This is a genomic window from Bradyrhizobium cytisi (genome assembly GCF_008123515.1).
Lineage (GTDB): Bacteria > Pseudomonadota > Alphaproteobacteria > Rhizobiales > Xanthobacteraceae > Bradyrhizobium > Bradyrhizobium cytisi.
Genome location: NZ_VSSR01000024.1, coordinates 51,853 through 68,212 on the forward strand (window position 1 = coordinate 51,853; position 16,360 = coordinate 68,212).

The window sequence follows — 16,360 nt, forward strand, 5'->3', positions numbered from 1 at the left end:
CGACACCCTCACCCGAACCTTACCCCGATCCGCTTTTCCTTGCGCCACACCACCGTGCAGGCGAGATGCGCGCCATCGGCCTTGATCGATAGGGTGAAATGCTCGGGAATGCCGACCGGGCTGGTGACGTCGAGGGCTGCGCCGGTGGCGGAGAAATTGCGGACGGTGCAGTCGATCGCGCCGCCGCCGAACTCGATGGTTCCGGCTTTCAACACACGATGCCTGGCCTTGTTGCGTCGTTCTTCGTCCATTGGGCCAATTTACACCCGAAGCTGACACAGAGGTTAAAATGCAACCGGCGTGCGATGAATTTACGCCCCGCAGCAGGGTGCAGCGGTATCATGTGGTGGAGCGGAACCTCACAGCGCCGGCTGAAACGAATCTGCCCGCGCCATCCGCCAGGCGTCGCCGAACCGCGGATCTTCCGTCCCTTCGAGCAGCTCGCCCGGGCGCAGCGCCGGATAGAGCTGTGCGAAGGACTGCACACGGGTCGTCGAGGTCCGCTGGCTGAAATGAACCGGGCGCAGCTCCTGCGGATGGGTGAGACCGGCCGCCGCGATCAGCTCGGTCAGCGAGTGCAGCGTGGCGCGATGATAATTGTGCACGCGGTCGATCTTGAGCGGCACGTAGAGCGCACGTGCCCGCGTCGGGTCCTGGGTCGCGACTCCGGTCGGACAGCGGTCGGTGTGGCAGCTCAGCGACTGGATGCAGCCGAGCGAGAACATGAAGCCACGCGCGGAATTGCACCAGTCGGCGCCGATCGCCATCGCGCGCGCCAGGTCGAAGGCGGTGGCGATCTTGCCGGACGCGCCGATCTTGATGCGGTCGCGGGCATTGATCCCGACCAGCGCGTTATGGACGAAATTGACGCCCTCGCGCATCGGCATGCCCAGATGATCCATGAACTCCAGCGGCGCAGCACCGGTGCCGCCCTCGTTGCCGTCGACGACGATGAAATCGGGATAGATGCCGGTCTCCAGCATCGCCTTGCAGATCGCCAGAAACTCCCAGGGATGGCCGATGCAGAGCTTGAAGCCAGCCGGCTTGCCGCCGGAGAGCTTTCGCATCTCGGCGATGAACTGCATCATGCCAACAGGCGTCGAGAAGGCGCGATGCGAGGCTGGCGAGATGCAGTCCTCGCCCATGGTGACGCCGCGGATCTTGGAAATCTCCTCGGAGACCTTCGCCGCCGGCAGCACGCCGCCATGGCCGGGCTTGGCGCCCTGGCTGATCTTGAGCTCGACCATCTTGATCTGGTCCTGGCTCGCGACGCGCGCGAACGCCTCTGGATCGAAGCTGCCGTCGAGATGACGGCAGCCGAAATAGCCGGAGCCGATCTCCCAGATGATGTCGCCGCCCATCTCGGCGTGATAGGGGCTGAAGCCGCCTTCGCCGGTATCATGGGCGAAGCCGCCCTTCTTGGCGCCGGCATTGAGCGCGCGCACCGCATTGGGGCTGAGCGCGCCAAAGCTCATCGCCGAGATGTTGAACACTGAGGCCGAATAGGGTTTTGCGCAGTCCGGCCCGCCGATGGTGACACGAAACTTCTCCTCGGCGTGCGCCTTCGGCGACACCGAGTGATGCATCCACTCATAGCCATCGCGATAGACATCCTCCTGGGTGCCGAACGGACGCTTGTCGAGCTGCATCTTGGCGCGCTGATAGACCAGCGCGCGAATGTCGCGCGAGAACGGCATGCCGTCCTTCTCGCTCTCGAAGAAATACTGCCGCATCTCCGGCCTGATCTCTTCGAGCAGGAAGCGGATATGCGCCGAGATCGGGTAGTTGCGCAGAACCGCATGGCCCTTCTGCATGAGATCGCGGACGCCGAGCAGCGTCAGGGCGCCGAAGATGCAGATCGGGATCAGCAGGATGTCGAAGATCTTGCGGTCCGCGATGCCGATGCCGATCAGCAATGCGGTGACGACCGCGCAGATCGTCAGGATGATGAAGCGCGGCGAGAATGGAAGCAGCAGGGTTTCCATCAGCCCTTCGGGCGAAGCTTGTGTCTTGTTCTCGTTGGCCACGACCACGTCCCTCTCGTCAGGATGACGGGGTATGATACGCCCGCGCCGGGTCTATGGATATGACGCGGACCGGTCCTGAGGCTACCGAATCCGCACGCTTCAGATCAATTCCTCCGGATGCGGGCTTTTTCACTGCAATAGATTCAATGACATGACAAATCAGTGACCAATTCAGTGGCCATGCAGCTGCGCCTCGTGCGGAATCACACCGTGGCGCGCAAGGCGCAGCTCCCCCACTTCTCGCATCGCAACACCGCTGCGAGATTTTGCCGCGCGCTTATAACAAGGCGCGCGCGGGCGACGCCAATGACAAGGTCGGGGGAGGATGGTGAGGGTGGTAGTGAGGGTGCGAGCCGAGATGCGAGCCACACTCTCCGCCGTCGTCCCGGGCAAGCGTCAGCGCAGACCCGGGACGGCGGTGTTGGAGGGTATCAGCGCTCGACGAACGCCTTCTCGATCACGAAGTGGCCGGGCTTGTTGCCGGAGCCTTCGACGAAATCGCGGCCCTCGAACATCACCTTGAGCTCTTCGAGCATCGCCGGGCTGCCGCACATCATGATGCGGTCGGTTGCGATGTCGAGCGGGCTCTGGCCGATGTCGTTGAACATCTGCTCGGAGCTGATGAGGTCGGTGATGCGGCCGCGATTGCGGAACGGCTCGCGGGTCACGGTCGGATAATAGATCAACTTGTCCGCGAGCAGCTCACCGAACAGCTCGTCCTCGCGCAAATTCGCGACGAGCTTCTCGCCGTAAGCGAGCTCGGAGACCTGGCGGCAGCCGTGCACCAGCACGATGCTCTCGAACTGGTCATAGACCTCGGGATCCTTGATCAGGCTGGCGAAGGGCGCAAGGCCGGTGCCGGTCGAGAGCAGCATCAGCCGCTTGCCGGGGATGAGGTTGTCGGTGATCAGCGTGCCGGTCGCCTTGCGGCCGACCAGAATGGTGTCGCCTTCCTTGATCCTCTGCAGGCGCGAGGTCAGCGGTCCGTCCTGCACCTTGATCGAGAAGAACTCGAGCTCTTCCTCGTGATTGGCGCTGGCCATGCTGTAGGCGCGCAGCAGCGGACGGCCATCGACCTCGAGGCCGATCATCGCGAACTGGCCGTTCTGGAAGCGGAAGCCGGTATCGCGCGTGGCGCGGAAGCTGAACAGCGTGTCGGTCCAGTGCTGGACGGAAAGAACCTTCTCTCGGTAAAACGCGCTCATGATTTTCGATATTCCGAATAATTGCGGTTTTAGGGCAAAAGCGTTGCCCGGCCCTGAAAACGGGGCGGACACCATTGCCATGGCGGAGGATTTCGCCTGTGTGATCTACGCCATTGAGGCCAATAATCAACCTCGTTCCGGATGCAATTGATACCGGTCAATGCGGCATTTGCGGCGGAAATGGCCACACCATTAACGGATCTGCTGTCCGGGCGGCGCAGAGGGCAATTTCTTTTCCCTTTCGGGCGCAGTTGCAGCACTTAATTTCCATCGCGCTCGCAAAAATTTCATTAAGAATAGCTCTGATTTTCACCCCGGCTTGGCGCCATTTCCCGCATTTTTGCGGCTTTTGGCGACTGGAACGATCTGGACATGACAAGCGGCGAGCGGATCTTCGTCCAAGCGATCAGGAGCTATGGCGCGCGTCATAGCATCGACGTCGATGTCCGCCCGGGCGGCTGGCTGATCGCCATGCGTCGCGGCGAGATGCGCCGCTTCGCCTTCGGCTACGATATCGGCCTCAACAGCGCGATCGCCCATCGCCTTGCCAACGACAAATCGGCGACTGCCGAGACGCTGTCGCTTGGATGCGTCCCCTGCATTCCGCATCACCTCTTCCTCAACCCGAAGCTGGGCAGCAACGTTGTTGATGCCGCCTGGCGAGAGGCCATGCTTGGGCTGCTTCACGACAATCCGCAAGGCGTGGTGGTGAAGCCCAACGAGGGGACGTCGGGACGATCGGTCTTCAAGGTGACGACAGAGACCGAACTCGACCACGCGGCCGGCGAGGTCTTTTCGATGAGCACAGGGCTCGTGATCTCGCCTTATGTCGAGATCGAGGACGAGGTCCGTGTGATCCTGCTCGATGACGTCCCCCGCATCGTCTACAGCAAGCAGCGCGGCTCGGATTGGCGGCACAATCTTGACGCCGGCGCCAAGCCCGTGCTGCTGGAGGACGACGAGGTCCGCGCGGCCTGCGTGAAGCTCGCGGTCGATGCCGCGAACGCAATCGACATCGCCTTCGCGTCGATCGATGTGGTCCGCGTCGATGCCGACTGGCGCGTGCTGGAAATCAATTCCGGCGTGATGATGGAAGCGCTGGCGAAGCTGCATCCGGAGCTGGTGCAGGCGACTTATGATGCGGCGCTGGATCGGGTGTTTGGGGAACACAAATAGCCGCGGACTCAATTCACCCTCCCCTGGAGGGACCTGGAGGGGGAGGGTAAAAGAGACCGCCATCAATTATTCGCGCTCGCGGAATCGTCCATCGCCTTGAAGGCTTCTTCCAGCTGCAGCGAGATCGGCACGTTCATCCGCTCGCCGGTCGGCATCCGCGCGACAAACCATTTGTTGTAGAGCGGCACGAGGTCGTGGTTGGAGCCGAGCTTGCGGAAGGTGCGGTCCACCACGGCTGAGAGTTGCGGCTCGCCCTTGCGGAACATGATGCCGTAGGGGTCGTACGACAGGAAGTCGCCGGTGACGCGGAACTTGTCCTGCGCCTTGTGGCGGACGATCAGGCCCGAGAGGAGAATGTCGTCGGTCGCGAAGGCGTCGGCCTTGCCGTCGACCAGCATCTGGTACGACTGCTCGTGATCGGCACCGACGACGATGTTCAGCCCCAGCGAGGATTTCTTGTCCGCGGCCTGGATCGCCTGCTCGTTGGTGGTGCCCTTCGTCACCACGATGGTCTTGCCCTTGAGATCAGTCAGCGACTGGACGCTGGACGCCTTCGGCACCATCAGCTTGGTGCCGGCGACGAACATCAGTGGCGAGAACGCCACCCGCTTGCCGCGCTCGGAATTGGCCGTGGTCGAGCCGCATTCCAGATCGATCTTGTTCTGGAGCACGGCGTCGATACGGTCGTCCGACGTGACCTTGACGTAGTCGATCTTCAGATTGGGATCGTCGACCTCGACGCCGATCTCCTCGACGATAGCCTCACAGAGTTCGAGGCTGTAGCCGATCGGACGATTGGCCTGGTCGAGGAAGGAGAACGGCGGCGAGCTTTCGCGATAGCCGAGCCGCACGGTGTGCGCGTTCTTGATGGCGAGCAGCGTCGGGCTAAGCCCCTCGCTGCCGCCGGTCTGGGCGCAGGCGGCCGTAGCCAGCAGACATGCTGCCAGCAACAGGCTGCCCGAAATCGCCGTCAAAGGGCGCATGAAGCACTCCCGTCAGTGGCCGGCCATCGCAGGCACTTCGCCCGGCACCATGTCGCCGGGCACGACATCGCCAGCTCCGAGCTCGTGCTCGGGTCCGAGCTCGCCTTCCCACTTCGCCACGACCGAGGTCGCCAGCGTGTTGCCGATCACGTTGGTAGCGCTGCGGCCCATGTCGAGGAAAGTGTCGATGCCCATGATCATCAGCAGCCCCGCCTCGGGGATGTTGAACTGCGACAGCGTCGAGGCGATCACGACAAGGGAGGCGCGCGGCACGCCGGCGACGCCCTTCGAGGTGATCATCAGGGTCGCCAGCATCGCCAGCTGCGTGCCGAGCGGCATGTCGATGTGGTAGCTCTGCGCGATGAAGATGCTCGCGAAGGTGCAGTACATCATCGTGCCGTCGAGGTTGAAGGAATAGCCGAGCGGCAGCACGAAGCTCGAGATTCGCGACGAGGCGCCGAACTTGTTCAGTCCTTCCAGCGTCTTCGGATAGGCCGCTTCCGAGCTCGCGGTGGAGAACGCGATCATCAGCGGCTCGCGGATCAGCCTGAGCAGATGGCTGTAGCGCGGCCCGATCACGATGAAGCCGACCATCACCAGGATGCCCCAGAGGATGAAGAGCGAGAGATAGAAGCCGCCCATGAACACGATGAGCTTCCAGAGCACTAGCAGGCCGTTCTTGGCGACGGTCGCGGTGATCGCGGCCCAGACCGCGAACGGCGCGAACAGCATCACATAGCTCGTGACCTTCAGCATGATGTGGCCGAGATCGTCGATCAGCGCCAGGATCTGCTTGGAGCGCTCCGGCAGCGCACCCATCGCCACCGAGAAGAACACGGCGAAGATCACGATCTGGAGGATCTCGTTCTGTGCCATCGCATCCGCGATCGAGGTCGGGATCAGATGGGTCAGGAATTTCTCGATCGAGAAGGCGGAGACCGGCAGGCCGGTCGACTGCGCCTTGTCAGGCAGCGTGCCGGGGAAGTTGGCGCCGGGCTGGAGCAGGTTGACCATGACGAGGCCGAGCATCAGCGACACGAAGGAAGCGCTGACGAACCAGCCCATGGTCTTGGCGAAGATGCGGCCGAGCTTGGAGCCCGAACCCATATGGGCGATGCCGCCGACCAGGGTCGCAAACACCAGCGGCGCGATGATCATCTTGATCAGGCGCAGGAAGATCACGGCGATCAGGTTGATGGACGAGGCCCAATCTCCACGCGTATCCGGCAGGAAATTGTAAATCGCCGAGCCCATGATGATGCCCAGCACCATCGCCGCCAAAATGTATTGCGTAAACCTGTTCGACATCAATGACCCCCACTACACCGACCGCTTCATGATGTCGCAGATATGACGGCGACGCAACACGCTTTGCGTGCGCTCCCTTGAGCCGGATGTTCCCGTTGCGAAACCGAACGCCGCGATCTAGCCTTCATGCAGCGCACAACGAATGCGGCTTGCTCGTTTTGTTTGCGGCAACTGCATCAATAAACGTCAAGCAATGAGAGAGGGAACACCATGACCGGAAGCCGCAATCGCCAAATTCTTCTGGTGGAAAAGCCCAGCGGCAAGCTCGGCCCCGAGCATTTCAAGATGGTCGAGAGCGCATTGCCGGAACCGAAGGACGGCGAGGCGTTGCTACACGTGCGTTACATCTCGCTCGACGCCGCCAATCGCGCCTGGATGCACGGGGCGACGTATCGTTCGGCCGTGGAGGCGAACAGCGTGATGGCCGGCGGCGCCATTGCCGAGGTCATCAGCTCGAAAGCGCCAGAGCTTGCTCCGGGCGACATCGTGTTCGGTGACACCGGCTGGCAGGAGTTTGCCGCAGTGCCCGCAAAGCATTTGGCGAAAATGCCGAAGCTGGAGCCGATGACGCATCTGCTCAGCGTGTTCGGCATCGCCGGCCTCACCGCCTATTTCGGCCTGCTCGAGGTCGGCAAGCCCAGGGAAGGCGAGACCGTCGTGGTCTCGGCGGCCGCGGGCTCGGTCGGCTCGATCGTCGGGCAGATCGCCAAGATCAAGGGATGCCGCGTCATCGGCATCGCCGGCGGCGCCGACAAATGCCACTGGCTGACCTCCGAGCTCGGCTTCGATGCGGCTGTCGACTACAAGGACGGCGCCGTGTTCAAGGCGCTGCGCGCGGCCGCACCAAAGGGCATCGACGTCTATTTCGACAATGTCGGCGGCGACATTCTGGAAGCCTGCATTCCGCAGATGAACAATTACGGCCGCATCGCCTGCTGCGGTGCGATCTCGCAGTATGACGGGACGCCGTCGGCACACGGCCCGCGCGGCGTGCCCGGCCTGATCGTGGTGAAGCGGCTCGTGATGCAGGGCTTCATCGTGATGGACTACATGAAGGAGAGCCAGCGCGCCCTTGCCGATCTCCAGACCTGGGTAAAATCCGGCAAGCTGAAGGTACAGGAAGACGTCATCGATGGATTGCAGAACACGCCGAAGGCGCTGATCGGATTGCTCGCGGGTGAAAACCGCGGCAAGCGCATGGTCAGGCTGTAGAGACGTAGTTACGTCGCAATTCCACGCCTATTATCTACTTGCGGTAGTGGCCGAAGCGGCCAAGGATGGCGCGCGCAGCATCACCCGCGACGATTGCTTACATCACTTTTAATAAGGCGTCGGCACTACCGACAGGGCAGGAATTCACCCCGATGTTCAACACATTGAAACATGTTTCGACGCGGAGGGCGTTGCTCGCCGCAGCACTCTTCGCAACTGCAACAAGCGCATTCGCGCAAGCGCCGACCGAGGCTCAGAAGAGCGCGATCCGCTCCGCATGCCGCTCGGATTTCATGGCGCATTGCGCGAGCGTCACGCCGGGCGGCGCCGAGGCGTATCAATGTCTGCAGAAGAACATGTCCGGCCTGTCCTCCGGGTGCCAAACCGCGGTTCGTGCGATCGAGCCTGCCGCGGTTCCGAAGGCCGAAGCTGCTCCTGCCGCGCCGAAGACCGAAGCTGCCCCCAAGGCAGAAGCGCCGCCTGCCGCATCGAAGGCTGAGTCCGCACCCGCAGCAAAGCCGGCAGCCGCGGCGCCGAAGGCCGCCGCCGCCAAGCAGCCGAGCAGCGCGCAAATTGCTGCGGTCAAGAGCGCATGCCGCGCCGATTATCCCAAGGTTTGCGCCAGCGTGCCGCCGGGCGGCGCTCCCGCACTCGAATGCCTGGAGAAGAACAAGGCCGGGGTTTCGGCGGCTTGCGCGAAGGCCGTGACCGCTGCGACCGGTGGCGGCGGTGCAACAGCGACGGCCGCGCCCGCAGCTGCTGCCGCGCCGGCTTCCGGAGCCGCGCCGGCGGCCGCACCCGCCGCGATCGTATTGCGCCCACTGCGGCCGCGCGAAGAGCTGTTCATCGTCCGCTCCGCCTGCGGCGCCGACATCCGCACGCTCTGCGCCGGCGTCCAGCCCGGTGGCGGCCGCATCGTGCAATGCGTTGCTAGCAACGCGGCGTCGCTCTCGCCCGGCTGCAAGGATGTGCTTGCGCCGTTTGCTGCGCGATGAGCAGCGCGCAGCTCACGGCGCGCGTGAATTTTCGCGCCTCTTGCGACTAACCTTTTGCCGACGCCCGATTTCAATCGCGACAAGACCCGGAGAAAGACATGCGTGCATTCCTGCTCATCGCTTCCGCGCTGCTTGCCTTCGCAGCGACCATGACCTTCGAGCCGTCTGATGCCAACGCAGTGGTGTGCGCCCGCGGCGTCTACCGCGCCGGTTGCGCCGGACCGAATGGCGCCGTCGTGGTCCGCAGGCCGGTGGTCCGCTGTACCAGGGTGCTGGTGAACGGGGTCTACGTGAAGCGCTGCGTCTGACGCGCGGGTGGTCAACCCAATGCGGTTTGGCTATGGTTCGCAACTGACGGTTTCGGGCACGCGCAAGACGGTTGCCCGCGGCCGTGCTGCGGCGCACCTCGCCTTGTCGATAATTCCGCTGGCGTGGGAAGCCGGGGCCCATTAGTCTACCCTGAGATAGTAAGTATACTGTCAATTAGGGAGGCAGAATTTGCGGATCGCCGTGATTGGCGGGGGGCCCGGTGGGCTCTATTTCGCCTATCTCTGGAAGAAGCGCCACCCCGAGGATCAAGTCGACCTGTTCGAACAGAACCCGGCCGACGCGACCTGGGGTTTTGGCGTCGTGTTCTCCGACCAGGCCCTGGAGTTCCTGCGCGCCGACGACCCCGAGACGGTCGATGCGATCGCGCCGCATATGGAGAGCTGGGAGAACATCACGCTGAACCGCGGCGGCGATACCGTTGCTATTGACGGCGTCGGCTTCTCCTCGATCGGCCGGCTCGAGCTGCTGCAGTTCCTGCAAAAGCGCGCGCTCGATGCCGGCGTCACGGCGCGCTTCGACACCCAGATTCACACGATCGACCAGCTCAACGGCCATGATCTGATCGTCGCCTCCGACGGCTTGAATTCGCTGGTGCGCCGCGCCTACGAGGGCGATTTCGGCACCTCGCTGTCCTACTCCTCCAACAAATTCGTCTGGTACGGCACCTCAAAGCGCTTCGACACGCTGTCGCAGACTTTTGTGAAGACCGACCGCGGCGCGTTCAATGCGCACCATTACCGCTATTCGCCGACCATGAGCACCTTCCTGGTCGAGTGCGATCACGCGACCTGGCAGGCCTATGGCTTCGCCTACAAGGACGTCGAGCAGTCCAAGGGTGTCTGCGAGGAGGTGTTTGCCGACACGCTCGGCGGCCACTGCCTGGTCTCCAACAAGTCGGTCTGGCGCAACTTTCCCTGGGTCTGGAACGAGCACTGGTCGTTCAAGAACATGGTGCTGATTGGCGATGCCCTGCACTCGGCGCATTTCTCGATCGGATCGGGCACGCGGCTCGCGATCGAGGACGCCATCGCGCTGGTCAAGGCGCTGGAATCGGATGCGCATCTGACGACCGCACTGCATCGCTACCAGGCCGCCCGCAAGCCTGTGGTGCAGAAGCTGATCAATGCCGCGCGCACCTCGGCCTTCTGGTACGAGCACTTTGCCCAGCACATGCAGCTTGGCCTGATGGACTTTGCCTATAGCTACATCACCCGCTCCGGCCGCATCGACGATTCGCGGCTGCGCGCGATGTCGCCGGCCTTCATGGCGCGCTACGAGGCCGAGAAGAACGGCGGAGACGCGGACCGCGAGGCTACGGCATGAGTAACGAGATTCGCGACCAGGTGCCCGCGGACGGCGCGGGCGCCCGTGAGATCGGCTTTGCCGTTCCGCAACTCTACAACGCCAGCCGCGTGCTGTTCGACAATCTCGCCAAAGGCCGCAGCGACAAGCTCGCGCTGATTGGCCCGGCGGGCACTCGGACCTATGCCGAGCTCTGTGCCGAGGCATGCCGCTGGGGCAACGGCCTTGCGTCGCTCGGCCTGAAGCGCGGCGACCGCGTGCTGCTGTTCCTCGACGACACGCCGGCCTATCCCGCCGCCTTCTTCGGCGCAGTGCGCGCAGGCTTCGTGCCACTCCTGATCAATACGCTGACGCCGCCGGACCTGCTGCAATTCTATCTTGCCGATTCCGGCGCGGCCGTTGCGGTAGCGGAGGCCGAGTTCTGCGGTCGCTTCAACGCGGAGGCATGCAAGGACACGAACCTGCGCACGCTGATCGTCGTGAACGGCGCGGTCGGAGAGCACGCCGCGCCTGCCGCACTCGCGGCAACAAGCTGGCTTGCACAATTCCAGACGGAGCTTGCGGAAGCCGATACGCATCGCAACGAGATGGGGTTCTGGATGTACTCCTCCGGCTCGACCGGCCGGCCCAAGGGGATCGTGCATCTCCAGCACGACATGGCCTATAGCGAGGCCGCCTTTGCACGGAACGTGCTGAAGCTGGCGCCGGACGACATCTGCTTCTCCGTGCCGAAGATTTTCTTCGCCTATGGCTTTGGCAATTCCGTCACCTTCCCGTTCTCCGCGGGCGCGGCAACTTTGCTTCTGCCGGGCCAGCCGAAGCCGGCATCGATCTTTGCCGCGATCGAGCAGTACCAGCCGACGGTCTTCTTCGGCCTGCCCACGCTCTACACGTCGCTGACCAGGGCCGAGGGCGCGGACAAGACGAATTTCTCGTCGCTGCGCATGGCGCTCTCGGCAGCCGAGGTGCTCTCGGCCGAAGTCTTCAACGGCTGGAAGGCGCTCACGGGCCTCGAGATCGTCGAAGGTCTCGGCTCGACCGAGGTGCTGCACATCTACCTCTCCAATCGCCCCGAGCAGAAGAAGCTCGGCGCGGCGGGCTTGCGCGTTCCCGGCTACGAGGTCGCGCTCCGCGACAAGGACGGTCGCGACGTGGTCGACGACGAGGAAGGGATCTTGTGGGTGCGCGGCGATTCCAACACGCCGCTATACTGGAACCGGCCGGACAAATCCGCCGAGACCATCCGCGAGGAGGGGTGGATCTACACCGGCGACCGTTTTGTTCGCGACAGCGACGGTTTTCACTTCTTCCGCGGCCGCGCCGATGATCTCATCAAGATCTCGGGCCAGTGGGTCTACCCGCTCGAGGTCGAGCTGTGCCTCGCCGACCATCCCGAGATTCGCGAATGCGCCGTGTTCGCGGCCGAACTGCCGGATCGGCGCATGACGCTCAAGGCGGTGGTGGTGATGAACAACCGCGCCGCCGACCAGAGCGAGGCGACGCGGCGGCTGCAGGACTACGTCAAGGGCAAGCTGCTGCCCTACAAATATCCGCGCGAGGTGATCTTCATCGACGAGCTGCCGAAGACGGGCACGGGGAAGATCGACCGGCAGGCGTTGTTGCGGATGTGAGGCGAGGTGGAGATCCGCTCGCAGGCATCGTAGGGTGGGCAAAGCGGAAGCGTGCCCACCACTTCTGTTCCGTTGGAGGAGAGATGGTGGGCACGGCGCAAGGGCGCCTTTGCCCACCCTACGAAATCTTGCGATAGCCTCGTGAGGAGCATGGTCGTGGCCCCCCTCACCCCGCCTTCCCCAGATGTTCCAACGCATCCTCCGCCCGCAGCGGCACGCGTGACGCCTCGTTGTTGAGGTCGACGAGCTGGACCAGCAGCCCCATCAGCGCTTTGCGATCGCCGGGCTTGAGCGGCTCCAACATGCGCGCCTGCGCACGTTCGACGGCGGGGATGATCTCGCGCAGGATCGCGGCGCCCGGCTTGGTCAAATAGAGCAGCTTGATCCGCTTGTCCTCCGGCGCCGGCTTGCGCTCGACAAAATCCTTGGCCTGGAGCCGTTCGATCACGCTGCCGAGCGTCGAGCGGTCGAAGGCGATCACCGCCGACAACCGCGTCGCGTCGATGCCAGGATGAGTGTGGATCGCGATCAGCGCCGCATATTGCACGGGCGTAAGGTCGAACGCCTTGCACTCCTCCATGAAGATCGAGACCGCGATTTGCTGCATGCGCCGGAACAGATAGCCCGGCGCGGCATAGACCGCGTCTATCGTAATCGGCGCGGCAGGCTTACTCGGCATCGGGCTGCTTCTCCGGTGCGGCGTTGGCGAAGGCGGGCAGCGCCTTGGCGGCGGCTTCGGCCTTGAGCAGGCGCGGATACGCCGCGACGTCAACGCCGAAGCGGCGCGCATTGGCAAGCTGCGGCACCAGGCAGAGATCGGCGAGCGTCGGCGTATCGCCAAAGCAGAACGGCCCTGGTTCACCCTTGATCAGCGTCTCGCAAGCCGACAGTCCCTCGCGATTGACCCAGGCGGCCCAATCCTGGACCTTCTCCTCGGGCAACCCAAGCTCGCGCAGCCGCGCCAGCACTTTCAGATTCTGAACCGGATGAGTGTCGCAGGCGATCGCCAGTGCGAACGCCCTCACCTTGGCGCGCTGCAACGCATCCTTCGGCAGCAATGGCGGGCTGGGGTGCGTTTCGTCGAGCCATTCGATGATCGCGACCGATTGGGTCAGCACTGCACCGGCATCATTCTCCAGGGTCGGCACCAGGCCCTGCGGATTGATGGCGAGATAGGCGGGCGCGCTTTGTTCGCCCTTGCGAAGGTGATGCGGCAAATGCTCGGCGCCGAGGCCCTTAAGATTCAGCGCGATCCGCACGCGGTAGGCGGCGCTGGAGCGGAAATAGCCGTGCAGCTTCATCGGAACCCTCCCTGTCTGTCATTCCGGCTCGCGCAGCGAGAGCCCGGAATAACGACGACCTTGTAAGTCGTTCGTCAAGTTGACGCTACCCAGACTGTAAGTATACTGTCAAATAACAAAACGACGGGAGCCGCACCATGGAAGCCGTGACCAAGACGCCGGAACGCGAGGCGTTCTACAAGAGGATCGACGGCGAAAATCTCACCGCGCTGTGGACCGTGATGGGCGATTTGATCACGCCGGAGCCGAAGAGCGCCTGCCGGCCGCACCTCTGGAGGTTCGACGTCATCCGTGACTACATGACCGAAGCGGGCAAGCTGATCACCGCCAAGGAAGCCGAGCGGCGCGTGCTGGTGCTGGAGAACCCGGGCCTGCGCGGCCAGTCCAGGATCACGACATCGCTTTATGCCGGCGTGCAAATGGTGGTGCCCGGCGACGTGGCGCCCGCGCACCGGCACAGCCAGTCGGCACTGCGCTTCGTGCTCGAAGGCAAGGGCGCCCACACCGCTGTCGACGGCGAGCGCACCGCGATGGAGCCCGGCGATTTCATCATCACGCCGTCGATGACCTGGCACGATCATTCCAACGAGACGAGCGAGCCAATGTTCTGGCTCGACGGCCTCGATATTCCGCTGGTGCAGTTCTTCGATTGCTCCTTCGCGGAAGGCTCCAGGGAAGACCAGCAGAAGATCACAAAGCCGGCCGGCGACAGCTTTGCCCGCTACGGCCACAATCTCTTGCCGGTCGATGTGAAGCGGTCATCGAAGACCTCGCCGATCTTCAGCTACCCCTATGCCTACACCCGCGAGGCGCTGGAGAAAGCACGCACGAGCCAGGAATGGGACGCCTGCCACGGGCTAAAGCTTAGGTTCAGCAACCCCGAGACCGGCGATTTCGCCATGCCGACCATCGGGACCTTCATTCAGCTGCTGCCGAAGGGCTTCAAGACCGCGCGTTATCGCGCGACGGACGCGACCGTGTTCTGCCCGATCGAAGGCCGGGGCCGCAGCCGCATTGGCGATGCGGTTTTCGAGTGGGGCCCGCGCGATCTGTTCGTGGTGCCGAGCTGGCAATGGGTGACGCACGAGGCGGATGAGGATGCCGTGCTGTTCAGCTTCTCGGACCGGCCGGTGCAGCAAAAGCTGGATCTGTTTCGCGAGGACCGCGGGAGCGCGTGAGGATCACGACTAACCACATCCGTCATTGCGAGCGCAGCGAAGCAATCCAGAATCTTTCCGCGGCGGGATTCTGGATTGCTTCGTCGCAAGTACTCCTCGCAATGACGGCTGTGGCTACCGCCAGTGCAACAGCCGCGTCTCCAGCCAATTGATCACCCTGCCCACCACAAGCCCGAACGCCGACAGGATCACCACGCCCGCGAGCAGCTGATCGGTCTGCATCAAATTGCCGGCCTGGAGCACGAAAGCGCCGATGCCGTACTGGGCGCCGATCATCTCGGCGCTGACCACGAGCAGCAGCGCCACTGAGGCCGTGATGCGGAAGCCGGCGAGGATCGCGGGCAGCGCGCCCGGCCAGACCACCTTGCGCACGATGGTGGCGAACGGAACGTTGAAGCTTTGCGCCATGCGGATGAGGTTGCGCGGCACCGCATCGACGCCGCTATAGACCGAGATCGCGGTCGAGAAGAACACCCCGAGCGCAATGGTCGCGATCTTCGGCTCTTCGCCGATGCCGAGCCAGAGGATCAGAAGCGGCAGCAGCGCGATCTTCGGAATCGGGAACAGCGCCGAGATGAAGGTGATGCCGACGCTGCGCGCCAGCCGCGACAGGCCGATGGCGAAGCCGACCGCAATGCCGGCCGCCGTCCCCAGCAGCCAGCCGACGCCGATGCGCAGCAGCGACGCCGAGAGATGCTGCCAGAGCGCGCCCGACAGCGCGAGCTCGTAGATCGCGCGCACGATTGCCGACGGCGCCGGCAGGAACAGCGGATTGACGAGACCGGTGCTGCCTGCCGCTTGCCAGATCGCAATGACCAGCGCGAGCGCGATCCAGCCGCCGAAACGGCTGGAGGCCGGCACGAAGCCTGCGCCGCGAAAGCGGACGCGGCGCGTCACGGCGTCCTTGGTTGATGGCTCCGTCGCGCGATCAAGCATGCTGGACCTCGCGCTCGGCATCGATCGCCTCGTTGCGGATCAGCGACCAGATCTGGTTCTGCAGCGCGAGCAGCTTCTCGCGCGCAGCGATTTCGCCGCGTTCGGCGCGCGTCATCGGCACGCTCACGACCTCGCGGATGCGCCCCGGTCGCCGTGACAGCACCACGATGCGGTCGGCCAGCCGCGCCGCCTCTTCGAGATTATGCGTGACATAGACCGCGCCCATGCCGCCATCGGCGAGCAGGCGGACGAAATCCTCCATCAGCAGCTCGCGCGTCTGCGAATCCAGCGCCGACAGCGGCTCGTCCATCAGCAGGATGGCAGGCCTCACCGCGAGCGCGCGCGAAATGCCGACGCGCTGGCGCATGCCGCCGGAAAGCTGCTTCGGGTAGGTCTTGCGAAAATCGGTCAGTCCCGTGCGGCGCAGCGCATCCTCGACCAGCGCACGGCGCTGCGTGGCTGAGACCTGCGTGTGCAGCAGCGGGAATTCGACGTTCTCCTCGACCGTCGCCCAGGGCAGCAGCGCGAAATCCTGGAACACGAAGGTCAGCGGATTGAGACTGTCCGCCGGCGGCGCGCCGCGCAACTCGGGTGCGCCCGACGTCGGCTGCAGCAGCCCGCCGAGGATCGACAGCAGCGTGCTCTTGCCGCAGCCCGAGGGACCGACGATCGCCACCACCTCGCCGGCGCCGACGGTGAAGGAGACGTCGTCGAGCACGGCGAGATCGCCGAAGCGGTGGGAGATGTGGTTGGCGATCAGGTCCATCTGCGATGTT

At 63.9% G+C, this 16,360-nt stretch carries 17 protein-coding genes; 8 read left to right on the plus strand and 9 right to left on the minus strand.

Annotated features, from left to right (window positions below):
• Window positions 1-8: 8 nt before the first annotated feature.
• The 3 genes from FXB38_RS16240 to FXB38_RS16250 form a co-directional block, all read right to left on the minus strand.
• Window positions 9-251 carry a PilZ domain-containing protein gene (locus FXB38_RS16240; RefSeq protein WP_148751870.1) on the minus strand — a complete coding sequence of 81 codons (243 nt, stop codon included), beginning with the start codon at window positions 249-251 and terminating at the stop codon, window positions 9-11.
• Window positions 252-359: 108 nt separating this feature from the next.
• Window positions 360-1,985 carry an FMN-binding glutamate synthase family protein gene (locus FXB38_RS16245; protein WP_148751967.1) on the minus strand — a complete coding sequence of 542 codons (1,626 nt, stop codon included), beginning with the start codon at window positions 1,983-1,985 and terminating at the stop codon, window positions 360-362.
• Between the two features lie 473 nt (window positions 1,986-2,458).
• A complete protein-coding gene (locus tag FXB38_RS16250; RefSeq protein ID WP_148751871.1) occupies window positions 2,459-3,232 on the minus strand; it encodes a ferredoxin--NADP reductase in 774 nt (257 codons plus the stop codon).
• Between FXB38_RS16250 and FXB38_RS42760 the strand changes: the two genes are divergently transcribed.
• On the plus strand, window positions 3,231-3,383 hold the full coding sequence (locus FXB38_RS42760; protein ID WP_187434917.1) for a hypothetical protein: 153 nt from the start codon (window positions 3,231-3,233) through the stop codon (window positions 3,381-3,383). The genes FXB38_RS16250 and FXB38_RS42760 overlap by 2 nt on opposite strands.
• Before the next feature lie 221 nt (window positions 3,384-3,604).
• The gene (locus FXB38_RS16255; RefSeq protein ID WP_148751872.1) at window positions 3,605-4,408 is read left to right on the plus strand and encodes an ATP-grasp domain-containing protein; all 804 of its coding nucleotides are present in this window, start codon (window positions 3,605-3,607) and stop codon (window positions 4,406-4,408) included.
• Window positions 4,409-4,470: 62 nt separating this feature from the next.
• On the opposite strand, the gene FXB38_RS16260 is transcribed toward FXB38_RS16255, so the two are convergent.
• Both FXB38_RS16260 and FXB38_RS16265 read right to left on the minus strand, forming a co-directional pair.
• Window positions 4,471-5,391 carry an amino acid ABC transporter substrate-binding protein gene (locus FXB38_RS16260; protein ID WP_148751873.1) on the minus strand — a complete coding sequence of 307 codons (921 nt, stop codon included), beginning with the start codon at window positions 5,389-5,391 and terminating at the stop codon, window positions 4,471-4,473.
• A gap of 12 nt (window positions 5,392-5,403) precedes the next feature.
• Window positions 5,404-6,699: a dicarboxylate/amino acid:cation symporter gene (locus FXB38_RS16265; protein ID WP_148751874.1), complete on the minus strand. Its 1,296-nt coding sequence runs from the start codon at window positions 6,697-6,699 to the stop codon at window positions 5,404-5,406.
• 210 nt (window positions 6,700-6,909) lie between these two features.
• On the opposite strand from FXB38_RS16265, the gene FXB38_RS16270 reads away from it, so the two are divergent.
• The 5 genes from FXB38_RS16270 (at window position 6,910) to FXB38_RS16290 (ending at window position 12,169) form a co-directional block, all read left to right on the plus strand.
• Window positions 6,910-7,911, plus strand: a complete 1,002-nt coding sequence (locus FXB38_RS16270; RefSeq protein ID WP_148751875.1) for an NADP-dependent oxidoreductase — start codon at window positions 6,910-6,912, stop codon at window positions 7,909-7,911.
• A gap of 152 nt (window positions 7,912-8,063) precedes the next feature.
• The gene (locus FXB38_RS16275; protein WP_148751876.1) at window positions 8,064-8,906 is read left to right on the plus strand and encodes a cysteine rich repeat-containing protein; all 843 of its coding nucleotides are present in this window, start codon (window positions 8,064-8,066) and stop codon (window positions 8,904-8,906) included.
• Between the two features lie 98 nt (window positions 8,907-9,004).
• Window positions 9,005-9,214 carry a hypothetical protein gene (locus FXB38_RS16280; protein WP_148751877.1) on the plus strand — a complete coding sequence of 70 codons (210 nt, stop codon included), beginning with the start codon at window positions 9,005-9,007 and terminating at the stop codon, window positions 9,212-9,214.
• Between the two features lie 190 nt (window positions 9,215-9,404).
• On the plus strand, window positions 9,405-10,559 hold the full coding sequence (locus tag FXB38_RS16285) for an FAD-dependent monooxygenase (RefSeq protein WP_187434918.1): 1,155 nt from the start codon (window positions 9,405-9,407) through the stop codon (window positions 10,557-10,559).
• Entirely contained in the window at window positions 10,556-12,169 is a 1,614-nt protein-coding gene (locus tag FXB38_RS16290; RefSeq protein ID WP_148751878.1) for a benzoate-CoA ligase family protein, read from the plus strand. Before FXB38_RS16285 ends, FXB38_RS16290 begins: the two co-directional genes overlap by 4 nt.
• A 166-nt stretch (window positions 12,170-12,335) precedes the next feature.
• Here FXB38_RS16290 and FXB38_RS16295 read toward each other — a convergent pair whose 3' ends face one another.
• Window positions 12,336-12,848 carry a MarR family winged helix-turn-helix transcriptional regulator gene (locus tag FXB38_RS16295; protein ID WP_148751879.1) on the minus strand — a complete coding sequence of 171 codons (513 nt, stop codon included), beginning with the start codon at window positions 12,846-12,848 and terminating at the stop codon, window positions 12,336-12,338.
• Window positions 12,838-13,470: a maleylacetoacetate isomerase gene (gene maiA, locus FXB38_RS16300; protein ID WP_148751880.1), complete on the minus strand. Its 633-nt coding sequence runs from the start codon at window positions 13,468-13,470 to the stop codon at window positions 12,838-12,840. Before maiA ends, FXB38_RS16295 begins: the two co-directional genes overlap by 11 nt.
• A gap of 137 nt (window positions 13,471-13,607) precedes the next feature.
• Here maiA and gtdA point away from each other — a divergent pair, with 137 nt between their 5' ends.
• A complete protein-coding gene (gtdA, locus tag FXB38_RS16305; protein WP_148751881.1) occupies window positions 13,608-14,648 on the plus strand; it encodes a gentisate 1,2-dioxygenase in 1,041 nt (346 codons plus the stop codon).
• A gap of 114 nt (window positions 14,649-14,762) precedes the next feature.
• On the opposite strand, the gene FXB38_RS16310 is transcribed toward gtdA, so the two are convergent.
• Together FXB38_RS16310 and FXB38_RS16315 are read right to left on the minus strand one after the other, a co-directional pair.
• Window positions 14,763-15,584, minus strand: a complete 822-nt coding sequence (locus FXB38_RS16310) for an ABC transporter permease (RefSeq protein WP_187434919.1) — start codon at window positions 15,582-15,584, stop codon at window positions 14,763-14,765.
• Window positions 15,577-16,350 carry an ABC transporter ATP-binding protein gene (locus FXB38_RS16315; protein WP_148751883.1) on the minus strand — a complete coding sequence of 258 codons (774 nt, stop codon included), beginning with the start codon at window positions 16,348-16,350 and terminating at the stop codon, window positions 15,577-15,579. The genes FXB38_RS16310 and FXB38_RS16315 overlap by 8 nt, the downstream gene beginning before the upstream one ends.
• Between the last annotated feature and the right edge of the window lie 10 nt (window positions 16,351-16,360).

Bases quoted from the DNA above. Each gene is read 5' to 3' on its own strand.
- FXB38_RS16310 (WP_187434919.1), bottom strand. From the start codon at position 15,584: ATGCTTGATCGCGCGACGGAGCCATCAACCAAGGACGCCGTGACGCGC.
- FXB38_RS16275 (WP_148751876.1), top strand. From the start codon at position 8,064: ATGTTCAACACATTGAAACATGTTTCGACGCGGAGGGCGTTGCTCGCC.
- FXB38_RS16270 (WP_148751875.1), top strand. From the start codon at position 6,910: ATGACCGGAAGCCGCAATCGCCAAATTCTTCTGGTGGAAAAGCCCAGC.
- FXB38_RS42760 (WP_187434917.1), top strand. From the start codon at position 3,231: ATGATTTTCGATATTCCGAATAATTGCGGTTTTAGGGCAAAAGCGTTG.
- FXB38_RS16245 (WP_148751967.1), bottom strand. From the start codon at position 1,985: ATGGAAACCCTGCTGCTTCCATTCTCGCCGCGCTTCATCATCCTGACG.
- FXB38_RS16240 (WP_148751870.1), bottom strand. From the start codon at position 251: ATGGACGAAGAACGACGCAACAAGGCCAGGCATCGTGTGTTGAAAGCC.
- FXB38_RS16280 (WP_148751877.1), top strand. From the start codon at position 9,005: ATGCGTGCATTCCTGCTCATCGCTTCCGCGCTGCTTGCCTTCGCAGCG.
- FXB38_RS16260 (WP_148751873.1), bottom strand. From the start codon at position 5,391: ATGCGCCCTTTGACGGCGATTTCGGGCAGCCTGTTGCTGGCAGCATGT.
- FXB38_RS16315 (WP_148751883.1), bottom strand. From the start codon at position 16,350: ATGGACCTGATCGCCAACCACATCTCCCACCGCTTCGGCGATCTCGCC.
- FXB38_RS16265 (WP_148751874.1), bottom strand. From the start codon at position 6,699: ATGTCGAACAGGTTTACGCAATACATTTTGGCGGCGATGGTGCTGGGC.
- FXB38_RS16255 (WP_148751872.1), top strand. From the start codon at position 3,605: ATGACAAGCGGCGAGCGGATCTTCGTCCAAGCGATCAGGAGCTATGGC.
- maiA (WP_148751880.1), bottom strand. From the start codon at position 13,470: ATGAAGCTGCACGGCTATTTCCGCTCCAGCGCCGCCTACCGCGTGCGG.
- gtdA (WP_148751881.1), top strand. From the start codon at position 13,608: ATGGAAGCCGTGACCAAGACGCCGGAACGCGAGGCGTTCTACAAGAGG.
- FXB38_RS16290 (WP_148751878.1), top strand. From the start codon at position 10,556: ATGAGTAACGAGATTCGCGACCAGGTGCCCGCGGACGGCGCGGGCGCC.
- FXB38_RS16295 (WP_148751879.1), bottom strand. From the start codon at position 12,848: ATGCCGAGTAAGCCTGCCGCGCCGATTACGATAGACGCGGTCTATGCC.
- FXB38_RS16250 (WP_148751871.1), bottom strand. From the start codon at position 3,232: ATGAGCGCGTTTTACCGAGAGAAGGTTCTTTCCGTCCAGCACTGGACC.